Here is a 15817-nt window from a genome sequence, read left to right as displayed (position 1 = left end):
TGAAAAGACTATCGGGTAGACCGCATCACCTGGATGTCGAGATCCCGGATCTTCTTGCGCAGTGTGTTCCGGTTGACACCGAGAAGCTCTGCCGCCTTGATCTGGTTACCACGCGTCGCCGCCAATGCTGCGCTGATCAGAGGGTACTCCACCTCCCTCAGGATGCGGTGATAGAGGCCGGGAGGCGGCAAGGCATCGCCGAACGTGTCGAAATAGCCGGAAAGATAACGCTCGACCGACCCACCGAGATTGACGGTCTCCTGGGATTCCTCTTCCATCGGCGAGACCGAAGGCTGACTCAACTCCTGCTCCAGCAGGTTTTCGCTGATCACGTCCTGCGGATACAGCGCAGCCAAACGACGAACGAGGTTCTCCAGTTCGCGCACGTTTCCAGGCCAGCGATACCGGCGCAGAAGATTGAGCGCTCCCTGGTCGATCTGCTTTGCCGGCAGCCCCTCTTTTTCAACGAGCGTAAAGAAGTGCCTCACCAGATCCGGAATGTCCTCCACGCGCTCGCGCAACGGCGGCAGGCGGATCGGAACCACATTCAGCCGGAAATAAAGGTCTTCGCGGAAAAGGCCCTGATTAATCAGGTGCCGCAAGTCCTTGTTGGTGGCTGCGATGATCCTGACGTCGGTCTTGATCGGGGTGCGGCCACCGACGGTCGTGTATTCGCCCTGCTGCAAGACGCGCAGCAACCTGGTTTGAGCTTCCATCGGCATGTCGCCGATTTCGTCCAGAAACAATGTACCGCCATCTGCCTGTTCAAACCGACCGGAGCTGCGGTTCTGTGCTCCGGTAAAGGCACCCTTCTCGTGACCGAACAACTCGGCTTCGATGAGGTCTCGTGGAATGGCCGCCATGTTGATGGCAACAAACGGTCCGTTACGCCGCTTGCCGTAATCATGAAGCGCCCTTGCGACAAGTTCCTTGCCGGTACCGGATTCGCCGTTGATCATCACCGTCAGGTCGGTCTGCATCAGCCGTGCAAGAACCCGGTAGATCTCCTGCATGGCGGGAGACCGCCCCACAAGTGGCATACCCTCGCCCGCATCATCAAGATCGACAGCCGGCCGCTTCTTCGGCTCTTCCAGTGCGCGCTGAACAATACTGGTCAGCTCCTTCAGGTCGAACGGCTTGGGCAGATATTCATACGCCCCCTTCTCCGAGGCCTTTATGGCCGTCATGAAGGTGTTCTGTGCGCTCATGACCAGAACCGGCAACTCCGGCCGCATCTTTTTCATGCGTGGCAGCACGTCGAAGATATTTTCGTCCGGCATGACCACGTCGGTGATCACAAGATCGCCATCGCCGGATGAGACCCATCTCCAGAGCGTTGAGGCGTTGGAAGTCAGCCGCACCGTATAACCTGCCCTGGACAGGGCCTGATTGAGAACTGTGCGGATGGCTGCGTCGTCGTCTGCAACTAAAATCGTGCCCGTCGGCATGGTTACTCGGTTCCTCTGCTGGTCCGGTCGGACGAAGCTGTGCTGTCACCCGTGAACGCGGGCATCAGAATGCGGAAAACTGTCTTCTGGCGTTGGCTGTCACATTCGATGACACCGCCGTGGTCACCAATGATTTTGGCAACGAGTGCCAGACCAAGACCTGAGCCATTGGTCTTTGTCGTGATAAACGGCTCAAACAGATGCGGAAGAAGGTCTTCCGGAACGCCCGGTCCATTGTCCTGAACACAGAACTCCAGCGGCAGGCTGACCTTTTCGTCAGTACCGGGAACAGACAGCCTCACACCGGGCCGAAACGCCGTCGAAACGCGAATTTCACCATCGGGATCATCGCCAATCGCTTCGCTGGCATTCTTGATCAGGTTCAGGAAAACCTGAATCAGCTGATCCTTGTTGGCATAAACCGGAGGCAACGATGGATCATAAATCTCCACAATCCGTTTGCCGCGGGCAAAGCCGGAATCCGACAAGCGCTTCACGTGGTCCAGAACCACGTGAATATTGACCGGCTCTCTTTCGATCGGTCGTTCGTCCGAAAATACTTCCATCCGGTCGACCAGCTTCACGATCCTGTCGGTCTCATCCATGATAAGACGAGTCAGCGCCCGGTCTTCGGCTGGCACCGACTGCTCTATAAGCTGGGCCGCGCCACGAATTCCTGACAGCGGATTCTTGATCTCGTGCGCCAACATGGCGGCAAGTCCCGTCACGGTGCGGGCGGCTCCACGGGACGTCAGCTGCCGGTCGATCTTTTCCGCCATGGTGCGTTCCTGGAACATCAACACCACAGCCCCCGGCCGCTCCGATACCGGCGCAGCGTTGATATCGACCACCTTCGGCGCACCGATACGCGGAGAACCGATGTCGACCTTGTATTCGTTGACCGGCGCGCTGCGTTCACGCACCTGCTCGATCAGGGTCAGCAAGGGGCTCCCGAAAGGAACAAAGTCACTGATTGGATGGCGACGAAGCACCGATACACTGGACCGCATGAAAATTTCCGCGGCCATGTTGGCAGACTCGATCACGCCGTCCGGCGCAACCAGAAGCACCGGGTGTGGCAAGGCATCCAGTATAGTCGGCCCGTCACTGGCAAGCGCGGCCGTACGGCCTGTCTGAGACATGATGTCCTTCAAGCTGCTGTCCGTTTGTTCGAGGAAGAAAGCCAGTCGCTTGCGAGGCGGATAACCTCCGACGGCTGATTGGAAGTCATAAGGGTCTTGCGGACAGATCCAGGGATGTCGGCTGCGCCCGCAGACGTTGTCTCGTCCAGATACCAACCGAGATGCTTGCGCGCGATGCGAATACCCTGCCGCTCACCGTAGTGGCTGAGGATGGCCTCGTAGTGCTCCGCCACTAACTCCGCCAGCTCTGTTCCAGTTGGTGCGTTGAGCTGTTCGCCACTTGCCAGAAAATGTCCGATGTGGCCCGGCAACCAGGGACGTCCATATGCGCCCCGGCCAATCATCACGCCGTCAGCGCCGGAAAGCTCAAGCATACGCAAGGCATCTTCAGCACTCTTGCAATCCCCATTGGCGATCAGGGGAACCGAAATAGCGTCCTTGACAGCTGCAATCGCACGCCAGTCGGCCTTGCCCTTGTAGAACTGGCATCGGGTGCGCCCGTGAACGGTGATGAGTTGCACCCCGGCTGCTTCCGCACGGCGGGCCAGCTCCGGTGCATTCAGGTTCTTGTCATCCCAGCCAAGGCGCATCTTCAAAGTGACGGGCACATCGACCGCTGCCACCGTCGCATCAACCAGCGTCAGGGCATGGTCGAGATCCCGCATCAGTGCGGAACCGGAGTATCCGGACGTCACCTTTTTGGCGGGACAGCCCATGTTGATATCGATTACATCGGCACCAAGACCAGCGATAACCTTGGCGGCCTCCCCCATCCAGCGGGCTTCACGCCCTGCAAGCTGAACGACATGAAGCCCCTTGTCCTGAGCCTCCGCACGCATTTGCGTTTCGGCGTCGCCTTTGACGAAGGATTCGCTCGCAACCATTTCGCTGACGACCATGCCGGCGCCGTATCTGGCAGCCAGCCGGCGGAAAGGGAGATCGGTCACGCCGGACATCGGCGCGAGCACGGCCGGGTTTGCGAGTTGATACCGGCCAATCGTGAGTGTTTTCATAGACGGCGACACAGCGTCTCTTTTCTGCTTATTGACTGTGCAGATTCATAATTGCCTATATTGTAGACAAGTTTCGCAATGCAACAAGTCAAAATTTGCGGTCCGAACAGGTTCCTAGGTAAAGACGGTTCAAAGCTGACGGTTTGATGCAGAGCACGAGGAGCCCGTTAATGACAAAAACCGCTGCCGCCCTAGTCGTTGCCGCAGGGCGTGGCACCCGTCTTGCGGGCTCCGACAATGCGTTACCCAAGCAATACAGGCCGTTGGCTGGCCGTCCTGTGCTGAGCCATACACTGGATGCTCTCGGGAATCACCCCCGGATCAACCGTCTCGTAACCGTCATTCACCCTGACGACGTGAACCATTTCTCTGAAGCAGCAAGAGCGGCCTCCACTGAAACAGCGTCCAAGATCGGACCGGCAGTCTACGGTGGTGCCACCAGGCAGCAATCGGTCCTGGCAGGATTGAAGGCCCTCGCACTCGAAGGATTTGATTACGTTTTGATCCACGATGCTGCACGGCCGTTTCTCCAATCTGCCGTGATAGACAGATTGCTTGAGCAACTGCAGGCAGGGAACGAAGGCGTTCTCGCCGCGCTGCCCGTGGCCGACACGTTAAAAAGAGCAGATCAATCGGGTCGTTCGCTGGAAACCGTTGACAGAGCCGGGCTCTGGGCAGCGCAGACACCACAGGCCTTTCCCTTGCAGCGCATACTCAGGGCGCACGAAAAGGCGGTAGCAGCGGGAAAACTCGATTTTACTGACGACACCGGCCTTGCGGAATGGGACGGGATGACCATTGTCCTGACGGAGGGCGACCCCGCTGCATTCAAGATCACAACTGCCGCCGACCTCCGTCGTGCAGAACAACAGGCCGAGTTACAACTGATGTCGACTACCCCCGCCTCCCCGTTGCCGCTTTCAGAACTCGCCGACGTCAGAACCGGGATCGGATACGACGTCCACGCCTTTGAAGATGGCGATGCCGTCATTTTGGGCGGGGTAGCCATTCCCCACTCCAGCAAGCTGAAAGGTCACTCAGACGCGGATGTGGTGCTGCACGCTATTACGGACGCAACGCTTGGTGCCATTGGCGATGGCGATATCGGCCAGCATTTCCCTCCAAGCGACCCGCAGTGGAAAGGTGCCTCTTCTGACCAGTTTCAAATGGACGCCATGCGCCGCCTGTCTGAACGCGGTGGAAGACTGGCGCATGTCGACGTCACCATCGTATGCGAGGAACCGAAGATCGGCCCCCACCGCGAGGCAATTCGCTCTTCGATTGCCAAGATTTGCGCCATGCCTGTTTCGAGGATCTCGGTCAAGGCCACGACATCCGAGCGCCTCGGTTTCACAGGCCGCAAGGAAGGTATCGCGGCCCTGGCCAGTGTGACTGTGCGTCTTCCTTTTCAGGACGAGGACTAGAAATCCATGACCGAGACATCTCCAAACAACCTGGAAGAGCTTGCGCCTCTGTCAATTGCTGTGCTGGACGGGCTCATTGCCGCCAAGAAAATGGTAGCGACGGCAGAATCCTGCACCGGAGGCCTGATTTGCGGAGCACTTACGGAGATCGCGGGATCTTCGGCCGCCGTGGACCGGGGGTTTGTGACCTACTCCAATGAAGCAAAGAACGAAATGCTGGGCGTTCCGAAAGACCTTATCGAAAAGCATGGGGCCGTGAGCAAGGAAGTCGCGATTGCCATGGCAGAAGGAGCACTCGCCAGATCCAATGCGGATGTAGCAGTTTCTGTAACGGGTATCGCTGGACCAGGTGGCGGAAGTGCTCAAAAGCCAGTTGGCACTGTCCATATTGCCGTTGCGGCAAAGGATCGCCCGACGGATCATCTCCATTGCTGGTTTGCAGACAACGGCCGGCAATCAATCCGGCTTGCCACCGTCAGAACTGCCCTCACATCGATTTTAAATGCAATTTCCTGAGTAAATGCTCATTAACGCTCATGGGAGTTCGCGCTGGGCTTCCGCTTGGTCATATGTATATTCCAGACAACTTGACCTCAACGTAACTCAAGATCAGAACCTTTATGATTAAACCAGCGACCATTCTGGCTGCATTTTTGTGCGCAGGCTCCACCGCTTTTGCAGGTGCCATACCTCAGCCTGGCGATTTTTACCTGATTTCACGCGATCGCAGCGGACACTTTGTGGGCAGCCACAAGCTGTTCACGGAAAACGCCCGCGGATTGAAAAAGGTCTCTTATTGCCAGCGTAGCTATTTTGTACGCAGCCATTCGGTCGCTTGGACGCAAGTGGAAACCGAACGCGGCAACAAAGTTCAGGTGGAATTCAATTTTGGCCGTGGCTGGCGTCCGATCTGCGGCAATCCCGAGCGACAGGTCAGTCTTGAGGACATCGGCGTCACAATGAGTGCGCACGATCTTCTGGCCGCTCCAGATGAGACTTCGGCCCCACAAAGCAGGCTTTCCGCGATCGGCGCAATGTTCCAGAGCAATAGCGTCGAAGAAGGCCACAGCACGTATCACACACGCTAAAAGCCGGCCGCTTCTGGACAGTTATTCGATAATTCGTCAACAAAATCAGTGCTTTTAAAGTTTTAATCAAACTCATTTCCCTTACGAAATCACTTTTACAAACACTTGCCGTATGGTCACCGTAAGCAGGAACCAACTCGCGAAATGATTTCGCGGTAAAGGGAACGGGATATGTTAATCCAACGTGCGCTTCTTGCAGGAAGTGCCCTCGCCCTTGCGTGCGCCAATGCGCAGGCCGGCAACAACACGCCGAAACCGGGTGACACCTACATTATTTCGCGCGACGGCAATCAGCTGTTCCGCGGCTCCCACCGCATCTATGACCGGATGGCGGACGGGCTGGTGGCAGTTCAGTATTGTGGCAGATCCTACTTTGTACGCTATGCGACAGTCGCCTGGACGCAGCTCGAAGTGCAGCAGGATTACAAGGTTCGGGTGGAGTTCAATCGGGGCAAGGGCTGGCGGCCGATTTGCGATCATCCTGAAGAACAGGTGACGCTTGAAGACCTCGGCGTACAGGATGATCCGAGACTTGTCGTTCAAAATGACGGGTCGTCGGTAAAGCGGGTAAACCGTTTCGCGGTCATTCGCGAAGCGTTCAAAACAACGGACGGCGACAACGCTGCCAAGTCATATCACGGCAACTAAAAAAGCCGGCACCGGGCTGGTAAGGCTCGGGTAAGCTGGTCAGCTTAGACTTTCAACAGGAACAGGTGACATAAGCGCGCAGAAAAAAGGACCCTGACATGAAACGCGCCCTCGCGTTCTTCGCTGCTCTGACGGCCGCTGGCACTACCTTTGCCGGCGTAGCTCACGCTCAGAGCGACTTTTATATCAGGTCCCAGTATTCCAACGGTACGTTCACCGGATTTCATGAAATTCTGACAAAACCGAAAGAGGGCTACTACCAGGCCCAATATTGCGACCGCACTTTCTGGGTATCCTCGAACACCGTTATCTGGACGGAAGAAGAAGCTGCTGCCGGAAGAAACCTCGTGGTCGAAGAGAATGTCGGCTCCAGCCGCACGCCCGTCTGTACCGATTATACATCCTTCGCAACGCTCGAAAGTCTCGGGTTGAAGAAGAAGGAAATCGAGCAGATCCGTCGCCAGGCAGAGCCCCTCGACATGCAATCGAGTCGTATCCGCATCATTCGCGACGCCTTCAAGCAGTTCAAGTAGGCTCAAAAGTCAGCTTAATCAGGTCCCGTAAACCTGGTCCGCGCGAGCTTCGAAGGCGCTTGAAAACTTTCGGAAGGCCTTTTCGAACATAACGCCCATGAGAGAGCCGAGCGTCCGACTGCGGAATTCGTAGGAAATATAGAAACCGACGTTGCAGCTGCCTTCGCTTGCATCCTCGAAAGTCCACTTGTTTTCCAGATGCTTGAACGGGCCGTCCAGGTACTCAACCAGGATCGTCCTGTCGTGCGGGCGCAGTTCAACGCGGCTGGTGAAGGTTTCCTTGAACAGCTTGTAGGCAACCGTCATGTCGGCCACCAGTACCGTCCGTCCACCATCCAGCTCCTTGCGGCCGCGCACGTGAAGATCCTGGCACAACGGCACGAATTCGGGATACCGCTCTACGTCGGCAACAAGGCGGAACATCTCGTCCGCCTTGTGGTTGACTTTGTGGTCGGATGAAAAACTGGGCATACGGTGTCCAGTGTCCTGTTGCTTTGGCGTTAGTGGCCGAGCTTTGCTTTGCGCGCGGCGCGAAGATCCGCGAAATCTTCACCAGCGTGGTGAGACGACCTCGTCAACGGGCTTGCCGACACCTTCAGGAAACCTTTGGCGTAAGCAATACGCTCATAGCCTTTGAACTCTTCCGGCGTCACGAAGGACACGACCGGATGGTGCTTCTTGGAAGGTTGCAGATACTGGCCGACCGTCAGGAAATCGACATCAGCGGCCCGGAGGTCGTCCATCAGCTGCAGCACTTCGTTGCGCACTTCCCCCAACCCGACCATGATCCCGGACTTGGTGAACATTTCCGGATCAAGTTCCTTGACCTTCTGAAGAAGGCGGATCGAATGGAAATAACGCGCTCCGGGGCGAACGGTCAGATATTTCGACGGTACTGTCTCAAGGTTGTGATTGAAGACATCGGGCTTCGCCGCCACGACGATCTCCAGAGCACCGTCCTTACGCAGGAAATCAGGCGTCAGAACCTCGATCGTGGTCGATGGCGCGGTCTTGCGAATTGCATTGATTACATCTGCGAAATGCTGTGCACCGCCATCGTCCAGATCGTCCCGGTCGACGGAGGTGATCACCACATGCTCGAGCCCCATTGCAGCAACGGCATCCGCAACACCCTGGGCTTCCTTCGGGTCGACTGGCCCTGGCATGCCCGTGCGCACGTTGCAGAAGGCGCAGGCACGTGTACAGGTATCACCAAGGATCATGAAGCTGGCATGCTTCTTCGACCAGCATTCACCGATGTTCGGGCATCCTGCCTCTTCGCAAACCGTAACGAGATTGTTCTCGCGCACGACATTCTGCGTTTCGCGGTAGACCGGCGATGTCGGTGCCTTGACGCGGATCCAGTGCGGCTTCCGCTGTATCGGATTGTCCGGACGGTGAGCCTTTTCCGGGTGGCGCGGGCGCGCTTCGGATTGTTGCTGCGGGCGATTGAGCGTGTCGACGATCGTAACCATGGGCCTTAAGTGTCGTTATTCCGGTGAAAGGTCAAGACGGATTAGCGTTGAGCCAGCTATGTGATTAGCGCAGGACCGGTCAGTTCCTGAAGCCGCTCGCGTGCACGTTCCGACAGCGGTTGAGACTTTCGCGTGCTCTCACTCATCTGGACGATGACGGTCACCGCCTGCGCAACCGGCTTTCCATTCTGAAAAACTTTCTGGAACAGCTTGAACGAGCTGCGACCAACGTCAATCACGGCTGTGCCGATCTCCACTTCGCCCGGCCAGTTGACTTCCGCCAGGAAATCCAGCTCCAGCCGCGCGATCACAAAAGCTGCGCCTTGGTCAGCCAGCGCTTCATTGTAGAGCAATTCAACACGGCCGGTTTCCAGAAAAGTGGCGAACACGGCATTGTTGACATGTCCCTGCCGGTCCGTATCACCATAACGAAGCTTGTCGCCTGTCCTGAGAACAAAAGCCTCCAGGCTCTCGAATTCGTCCGAATTTGTGCTCACTTGAACATTTTCTTCCAGATGAACAGGAACAGGATAGAGCCCAGAACCGCGATAATCAGACGATCGAGAATACCACCTGTCACATGCAGGTTGAGCAGCGATGCGAGTTCACCGCCAACCAGCGCTCCGACAAGGCCGACAACGAGGCTGCCAAGAAAACCTCCGCGACTGTTCAGCACCCGGTGAGCAACGGCGCCCGCAATGAGGCCGATGATGATTGTGATGATCCACCCCATCGCGGACTCCTATTTCCAGAAATTTCAATTCGTCAGGCGATCAGTCGCGCAAGCAGCACAACGACAATTGCTCCAACGGCCGCCACGACAATTTCATTGACGTAGGCATTGCCCAGATTGACGTTGATACCTGCGAGCTTGAACAGGAAACCACCAACAAACGCGCCAATGAGACCGCTGACGAGGTAACGGATCAGACCACCGCCGCCAACGACGACGCTTGCAAGCCAACCGGCTATAATGCCGATTGCAACCCAGATCAAAATTGCTTTTACATCCATGACTGACGGCTCCTTTCAGCCTTTTCTCAGACGGTTTCACGTTACCCGTTTCAGAAAAAGCGTCCAGCGTTGATGTCCGGATCAACGTTCAGGTCTGCGCATTTCTTTCACTGCTTGCAGATCCAGAGTACGGCAAATGGAAAGCGGCCTCGGTGCAGTTTTACCCCGAGGCCAAAAGGGATCAGGCGTTGAGCACCTTGCCGTAGGCGTCCAGCACGGCTTCCTTCATCATTTCCGACAAGGTCGGATGCGGGAAGATCGTGTGCATCAGCTCTTCTTCGGTAGTCTCGAGGTTCATCGCGACGACAAAACCCTGGATGAGTTCGGTCACTTCTGCGCCGCACATATGCGCACCGAGAAGCTCGCCGGACTTCTTGTCAAAGATAACCTTGATCATGCCATTGTCTTCGCCAAGCGCGATGGCCTTGCCGTTGGCGTTGAACATGTACCGGCCAACGCGGATGTCGCGGCCCTGTTCCTTTGCCTTTGCTTCGGTCAGCCCAACAGAGGCAACCTGCGGGTTGCAGTAGGTGCAGCCCGGAATCTTGCGATGATCCATCCCGTGAACACCAGGCACACCTGCAATCTTCTCGATGCAAATCACGCCTTCATGCTCAGCCTTGTGGGCAAGCATTGGCGGACCGGCGACATCGCCAATGGCATAGAGGCCGGGCACATTGGTGCGCCCATACTCATCAATGACCACACAGCCTCGGTCGGTTTTCACTCCGAGCGCTTCCAGACCGATATTCTCGATGTTGCCCTGAACGCCGACAGCGGAAATCAGGTGATCAGCCTTAATCTGGCTGACCTTGCCATCCTTGGTCTCCACATGGGCAGTAATCGAATCTGCCGCCTTGTCGACCTTGGTCACCTTTGCTTCGGTTATTATCTTCAGGCCGCGCTTCTCCAGAGCCTTGCGCGCGAATTTCGAGATTTCCTCGTCCTCGACCGGCATCACGTTGGCCATCAGCTCGACAACCGTTACGTCGACGCCCATGGATCGATAGAAAGACGCGAATTCGATCCCGATCGCACCCGACCCCATGACCACCAGCGACTTAGGCATCTTGGCCGGTTTCATGGCCTCGAAATAAGTCCAGATAAGCTTGCCGTCCGGTTCAATGCCAGGCAAAGCACGCGGACGCGCACCAGTTGCCACGATGATATGCTTGGCGGTGTAGGTGCCTTCACCCTTCACGCCTTTCGGAACCGGATTTTGCGGCTCGACAACAGGTTTGGAAGATTTTCCGACCTTGACTTCGCCCGGTTTGGTGAGCTTGGCCTCACCCCAGATCACGTCGATCTTGTTCTTCTTCATGAGGAAACCGACGCCACCGTTCAGTCGGGCGGAAACGCCGCGCGAACGCGCAACGACATCCTTGACGTCCGCCTTCATGGAGCCTTCGAGCGTCAAACCGAAGCTCTTGGCATGGTTGGCATGGTCCAGGATTTCTGCAGAACGCAGGAGGGCCTTCGTCGGAATGCAACCCCAGTTGAGGCAAATGCCACCAAGGTGTTCGCGTTCAACGATCGCAGTCTTGAAGCCCAGCTGGGCAGAACGAATAGCGGTCACGTAACCACCCGGCCCTGAGCCGATAATGATCACGTCGTAATTGGTATCAGCCATGGTGTATTTCCCCGGCGAATGAAGTCATCGATTGAAAACGGCGCGGCGTTGCCGCCGCGCCGGAGATGAGGCTTAAACAAGCATACTCATCGGGTTTTCGATGTAGCCCTTGAACGCGGCAAGAAGCTCGGCGCCAAGCGCACCGTCCACGCAGCGGTGGTCGGTCGAAAGCGTCACGCTCATCACCGTGGCAACAGCCAGTTCGCCGTTCTTGACGACAGGGCGTTTTTCACCGGCGCCGACGGCCAGAATGGTCGCATGCGGCGGGTTGACGACGGCCGAGAAGTTCTTCACGCCCATCATGCCCATGTTGGAGACCGCGGTGGTACCACCCTGGTACTCTTCTGGCTTCAGCTTCCGTTCTTTCGCACGCTTACCGTAATCCTTCATCTCGTTGGAAATGACGGAAAGAGGCTTTTCTTCCGCCCGGCGGATGATCGGCGTGATCAGGCCACCCGGGATGGAAACGGCGACACCGACATCGGCATGCTTGTGCATGACCATGTTATCGTCGGTCCACGAGACGTTCGCATCAGGGACATCGCGCAGGGCCAGAGCCAGAGCCTTGATGGTCATGTCGTTGACCGAAAGCTTGTAGGCCGGCTTGCCTTCCTTGTCCTTGGCGGCAGCATCGTTGAGCTGTGACCGAAGAGCCAGAAGAGCGTCGAGTTCACAGTCCACGGACACATAGAAGTGCGGAATGGTCTGCTTCGACTCGGTGAGACGCTTGGCAATGGTCTTGCGCATGCCGTCATGCGGCACGAGTTCGTAGCTGTCCTTGTCGAACAGCTTCAGAACCTGATCCGCGGACGGGCCGGTTGCCATGGCCGGTGCCGCGGCAGCCTTCGGTGCTTCCGCAGCAGCAGCGGGCGCTGCCTTGCCTGTACCTGCAGCAAGAGCTGCCTCGATGTCGCGCTTGACGATGCGGCCATGCGGACCCGAACCGGAAAGTGCTTTCAGGTCAAGACCGTTGAGCTGAGCCAGACGGCGAGCCAGCGGGGACGAAAAGATGCGGTTTCCATCAGCGGCTTTGGGAGCCGGAACCGGATCCGTTGCCGCCTTTGCCCCGACCTCGATCGCCGGCGAGCTTTCCGGCACAGCCGGAGCCTTGTCGCCTCCCGATGAAGAAGCAGGTGCCGAAGATCCACCAGAGGTGTCGATGGAACTGGCATCTTCACCGTCTTCCAGAAGTACGGCGATCAGTTCGTTGACCTTCACACCTGAGGTTCCCGCAGGCACGACAATCTTGCCGACCGTGCCCTCGTCAACCGCTTCCACTTCCATGGTCGCCTTGTCGGTTTCAATCTCGGCGATTACATCGCCGGCCGAAACCTGATCGCCTTCCTTGACCAGCCATTTGGCCAGGTTGCCCTCCTCCATGGTCGGAGAAAGGGCCGGCATGGTAATATTGATTGGCATGTCCGTCTCCCTGGCCTCAGGCGGTGTAGGTTACGGCTTTGACCGCATCGATGACTTCACCAACGTTCGGCAGAGCCAGCTTTTCCAGGTTTGCAGCGTAAGGCATGGGAACGTCCTTGCCGGTCACGCGCAGGATCGGTGCGTCGAGATAGTCGAACGCCTTTTCCTGAACCTGGTAGGCGATTTCCGATGAAACGGAGCACATCGGGAAGGCTTCTTCGATCGTCACGATCCGACCTGTCTTGCGGACGGACGCCAGCACGGTGTCGATATCCAGCGGACGAATGGTGCGCAGGTTGATGACCTCGGCCGAGATCCCCATTCCGGCCAGCTCTTCAGCCGCCTTGATGGTGTAGGTCATGCCGATGCCCCAGGAAACCAGCGTCACGTCCGTTCCGCCGCGTTCCACCTTCGCCGTGCCGATCGGCAGAACGAAATCGTCCATGTCCGGGACTTCGAAGGAATGACCGTAGAGGATTTCGTTTTCCAGGAAGATGACCGGGTTTGGGTCGCGAATTGCTGCCTTCAGAAGGCCTTTTGCATCTGCAGCCGAATACGGCTGGACCACTTTCAGGCCCGGCACGTGGGCGTACCAGGAAGCGTAATCCTGTGAATGCTGGGCACCGACTCGCGCCGCGGCACCGTTTGGTCCACGGAAGACAATCGGGGCACCCATCTGACCGCCGGACATGTACAACGTCTTGGCGGCGGAGTTGATGATCTGGTCAATCGCCTGCATGGCGAAGTTGAAGGTCATGAACTCGACGATCGGCTTCAAACCCGCCATCGCTGCCCCGACGCCAAGACCGGCAAAGCCGTGCTCGGTGATCGGCGTATCGATGACACGCTTGGCGGAAAATTCGTCCAGCAGGCCCTGGGTGATCTTGTAGGCGCCCTGATACTCCGCGACTTCCTCACCCATGATGAAGACGTCCGGATCACGGCGCATTTCCTCGGCCATCGCATCCCGCAAAGCTTCGCGAACGGTGGAGGACTTCATTGCCGTACCAGCCGGAATTTCCGGATCGTCAGCAGTTTCAGGCGCAGGAGCAGCAGGCGTCGGAGCAGAGGCGACAGCTGGTGCGCTCGAAGCTTCTGCAGCCGCAGGGGCTTCAGGGGCTGCAGCGGCGGCTGGCGCGGAAGCTGCGGCGTCGATGGCACTGGCGTCTTCGCCCTCGGCCAGCAGAACCGCAATCTTGGCATTCACCTTGACGTTGTCGGTTCCTTCGGCAACCAGGATTTTTCCAAGCGTGCCTTCGTCAACCGCTTCCACTTCCATGGTGGCCTTGTCGGTCTCGATTTCGGCGATCACATCGCCTGCAGAGATGGTGTCGCCCTCGGCCTTCAGCCACTTGGCGAGCTTGCCCTCTTCCATAGTCGGCGAAAGCGCCGGCATCAAAATGTCAATCGGCATGTTGTCCCCCGGCCTTAGAGCAGAATGTCGGTGTAGAGTTCAGACACATCCGGTTCCGGATCCGTCTGTGCAAATTCGGCAGCTTCCGCGACCCTGGCCCGCACATCCTTGTCGATGGCCTTGAGGTCGTCTTCGGAAGCCCAACCCTTGTCCATGAGGCGCGCACGCACCTGTTCGATCGGGTCATGTTCGGTCCGCATCTTCTGGACTTCGTCCTTGGAGCGGTATTTTGCAGGATCCGACATGGAGTGGCCGCGGTAGCGGTAGGTGATCATTTCAAGAATGAACGGCCCCTTGCCTTCACGGCACCATTCCAGCGCTTCAGCGGAGGCTGCCTTGACTGCGCGCACATCCATACCGTCGACCTGCTTGCCCGGAATTCCAAAGGAAGCACCGCGCTGGGAAAGATCTGTTGTGGCGGAGGCGCGGGCAACGCTGGTGCCCATGCCGTACTTGTTGTTCTCGATCACGTAAACGACCGGAAGCTTCCACAGCTCGGCCATGTTGAAGCTCTCGTAGACCTGACCCTGGTTGGACGCACCGTCGCCAAAGAAGGCCATCGCAACGTTGCCGTTTTCACGGTATTTGTTCGCGAACCCGAGGCCGGTACCAAGCGACACCTGTGCACCGACGATGCCATGGCCGCCATAGAAATGCTTCTCCTTGGAGAACATGTGCATGGAGCCGCCCTTGCCTTTCGACAAGCCACCGCGACGACCGGTCAGTTCCGCCATCACGCCTTTCGGATCGAGATCCATTGCCAGCATGTGGCCATGATCCCGGTAACCGGTGATCATCTGATCGCCGTCTCTCTTGGCCATCTGCATACCGACGACGACAGCTTCCTGTCCGATATACAAATGACAAAACCCGCCGATGAGGCCCATGCCGTACAGTTGCCCGGCTTTTTCCTCAAAACGTCGGATCAGAAGCATTTCGCGGTAAGCGTGAAGTTCTTCGTCCTTATCGAACTCGGCGATCGCAGGCTGCGCCTTCTTGGCGGAGCTGCGTGTCCGGCTGGTGCTCTTGGAGCTAGCGGAAGTGGTCTTTGATGCTGTGGCCATAACCCTCATCTCGGCGTGACGTTTCCCCTAAGATAGGTAGGAGCAACTTATCCGGTTGGGTCTGTCAATCCAATCCACGCATCTCGCACTGCAACAACAGCATCAAAGTATTGTTGATACTACAGAATTTTATATTTAACCAGATTATTGTTAATGAAGCAAAATCAACTGAAATTCAGTTCATACTGTAACGGTGACCCGGCCTGAGAACAACCAGCTCGTCAGGATGCACCAGGTTGAGATTGAGCCTTGCGCGCTCATCGAGCATATCAGGATCGAGGCTCTCCGGCCGAAGCAGACTAACCCTTGAGACGAGCTCCTGACGCTGGGCGGTCAAGACAGCCAATTCACCTTCAAGTTCGGAAACCTGACGCTCGATCATTGCGCGGCCAACCATACCTAGCTCACCGCTCATTGCATGGAAGCCAAAGTAACCAAGCGCAGCAATGGCGATTGCAGGCGTGATCAATCGACGGAGAAATGACTGTTTTCGCTGACGGGTAGC

At 57.2% G+C, this 15817-nt stretch carries 18 protein-coding genes; 5 read left to right on the top strand and 13 right to left on the bottom strand.

The features are described from left to right. Window positions 1-8 precede the first annotated feature (8 nt). Genes ntrC through dusB form a run of 3 tightly spaced genes read right to left on the bottom strand, consistent with a single transcriptional unit; the run spans window position 9 to window position 3603 of the window. Window positions 9-1448 (bottom strand): nitrogen regulation protein NR(I), encoded by a 1440-nt coding sequence (ntrC, locus tag HEP89_RS21630; protein ID WP_022998584.1) that lies wholly within the window; start codon window positions 1446-1448, stop codon window positions 9-11. A 2-nt stretch (window positions 1449-1450) separates the two neighbouring features. After that, a complete protein-coding gene (locus tag HEP89_RS21625) occupies window positions 1451-2590 on the bottom strand; it encodes a nitrogen regulation protein NR(II) (RefSeq protein WP_035909465.1) in 1140 nt (379 codons plus the stop codon). A gap of 8 nt (window positions 2591-2598) precedes the next feature. Continuing rightward, window positions 2599-3603: a tRNA dihydrouridine synthase DusB gene (gene dusB, locus HEP89_RS21620; protein ID WP_168693010.1), complete on the bottom strand. Its 1005-nt coding sequence runs from the start codon at window positions 3601-3603 to the stop codon at window positions 2599-2601. Between the two features lie 170 nt (window positions 3604-3773). Here dusB and HEP89_RS21615 point away from each other — a divergent pair, with 170 nt between their 5' ends. From HEP89_RS21615 to HEP89_RS21595, 5 genes are all read left to right on the top strand, one after another. Next, entirely contained in the window at window positions 3774-5027 is a 1254-nt protein-coding gene (locus tag HEP89_RS21615) for a bifunctional 2-C-methyl-D-erythritol 4-phosphate cytidylyltransferase/2-C-methyl-D-erythritol 2,4-cyclodiphosphate synthase (protein WP_168693009.1), read from the top strand. A gap of 6 nt (window positions 5028-5033) precedes the next feature. Then, window positions 5034-5543: a CinA family protein gene (locus HEP89_RS21610; protein ID WP_168693008.1), complete on the top strand. Its 510-nt coding sequence runs from the start codon at window positions 5034-5036 to the stop codon at window positions 5541-5543. A 104-nt stretch (window positions 5544-5647) separates the two neighbouring features. Next, the gene (locus HEP89_RS21605; protein WP_168693007.1) at window positions 5648-6115 is read left to right on the top strand and encodes a hypothetical protein; all 468 of its coding nucleotides are present in this window, start codon (window positions 5648-5650) and stop codon (window positions 6113-6115) included. A 171-nt stretch (window positions 6116-6286) separates the two neighbouring features. Further along, window positions 6287-6763, top strand: coding sequence for a hypothetical protein (locus HEP89_RS21600; RefSeq protein WP_168693006.1), 477 nt, complete (start codon window positions 6287-6289; stop codon window positions 6761-6763). Between the two features lie 98 nt (window positions 6764-6861). Then, window positions 6862-7296 (top strand): hypothetical protein, encoded by a 435-nt coding sequence (locus tag HEP89_RS21595; protein WP_022998577.1) that lies wholly within the window; start codon window positions 6862-6864, stop codon window positions 7294-7296. An 18-nt stretch (window positions 7297-7314) separates the two neighbouring features. On the opposite strand, the gene HEP89_RS21590 is transcribed toward HEP89_RS21595, so the two are convergent. The 10 genes from HEP89_RS21590 to HEP89_RS21545 form a co-directional block, all read right to left on the bottom strand. Then, the gene (locus HEP89_RS21590) at window positions 7315-7767 is read right to left on the bottom strand and encodes a type II toxin-antitoxin system RatA family toxin (protein ID WP_168693005.1); all 453 of its coding nucleotides are present in this window, start codon (window positions 7765-7767) and stop codon (window positions 7315-7317) included. A 29-nt stretch (window positions 7768-7796) separates the two neighbouring features. After that, window positions 7797-8771 carry a lipoyl synthase gene (gene lipA / locus HEP89_RS21585; RefSeq protein WP_022998575.1) on the bottom strand — a complete coding sequence of 325 codons (975 nt, stop codon included), beginning with the start codon at window positions 8769-8771 and terminating at the stop codon, window positions 7797-7799. A 56-nt stretch (window positions 8772-8827) separates the two neighbouring features. Continuing rightward, the gene (locus tag HEP89_RS21580; protein ID WP_168693004.1) at window positions 8828-9268 is read right to left on the bottom strand and encodes a thioesterase family protein; all 441 of its coding nucleotides are present in this window, start codon (window positions 9266-9268) and stop codon (window positions 8828-8830) included. After that, entirely contained in the window at window positions 9265-9504 is a 240-nt protein-coding gene (locus tag HEP89_RS21575) for a GlsB/YeaQ/YmgE family stress response membrane protein (RefSeq protein WP_022998573.1), read from the bottom strand. The genes HEP89_RS21580 and HEP89_RS21575 overlap by 4 nt, the downstream gene beginning before the upstream one ends. Before the next feature lie 32 nt (window positions 9505-9536). Further along, window positions 9537-9785 carry a GlsB/YeaQ/YmgE family stress response membrane protein gene (locus HEP89_RS21570; RefSeq protein ID WP_022998572.1) on the bottom strand — a complete coding sequence of 83 codons (249 nt, stop codon included), beginning with the start codon at window positions 9783-9785 and terminating at the stop codon, window positions 9537-9539. A 181-nt stretch (window positions 9786-9966) separates the two neighbouring features. Further along, the gene (gene lpdA, locus HEP89_RS21565; protein ID WP_055654385.1) at window positions 9967-11415 is read right to left on the bottom strand and encodes a dihydrolipoyl dehydrogenase; all 1449 of its coding nucleotides are present in this window, start codon (window positions 11413-11415) and stop codon (window positions 9967-9969) included. A 72-nt stretch (window positions 11416-11487) separates the two neighbouring features. Further along, a complete protein-coding gene (locus HEP89_RS21560) occupies window positions 11488-12834 on the bottom strand; it encodes a pyruvate dehydrogenase complex dihydrolipoamide acetyltransferase (RefSeq protein WP_168693003.1) in 1347 nt (448 codons plus the stop codon). Between the two features lie 16 nt (window positions 12835-12850). Beyond that, complete coding sequence (locus tag HEP89_RS21555) at window positions 12851-14248, bottom strand: pyruvate dehydrogenase complex E1 component subunit beta (protein WP_168693002.1); 1398 nt, start codon at window positions 14246-14248, stop codon at window positions 12851-12853. A 14-nt stretch (window positions 14249-14262) separates the two neighbouring features. Then, a complete protein-coding gene (gene pdhA / locus HEP89_RS21550) occupies window positions 14263-15312 on the bottom strand; it encodes a pyruvate dehydrogenase (acetyl-transferring) E1 component subunit alpha (protein WP_197923268.1) in 1050 nt (349 codons plus the stop codon). Between the two features lie 175 nt (window positions 15313-15487). Beyond that, window positions 15488-15781, bottom strand: a complete 294-nt coding sequence (locus HEP89_RS21545) for a septum formation initiator family protein (protein ID WP_022998567.1) — start codon at window positions 15779-15781, stop codon at window positions 15488-15490. Between the last annotated feature and the right edge of the window lie 36 nt (window positions 15782-15817).

This window comes from Labrenzia sp. 5N (genome assembly GCF_012395805.1).
In the GTDB taxonomy this organism is placed as follows: Bacteria; Pseudomonadota; Alphaproteobacteria; order Rhizobiales; family Stappiaceae; genus Roseibium; species Roseibium algicola.
This window is presented reverse-complemented; position numbering and strand designations above follow the sequence as displayed.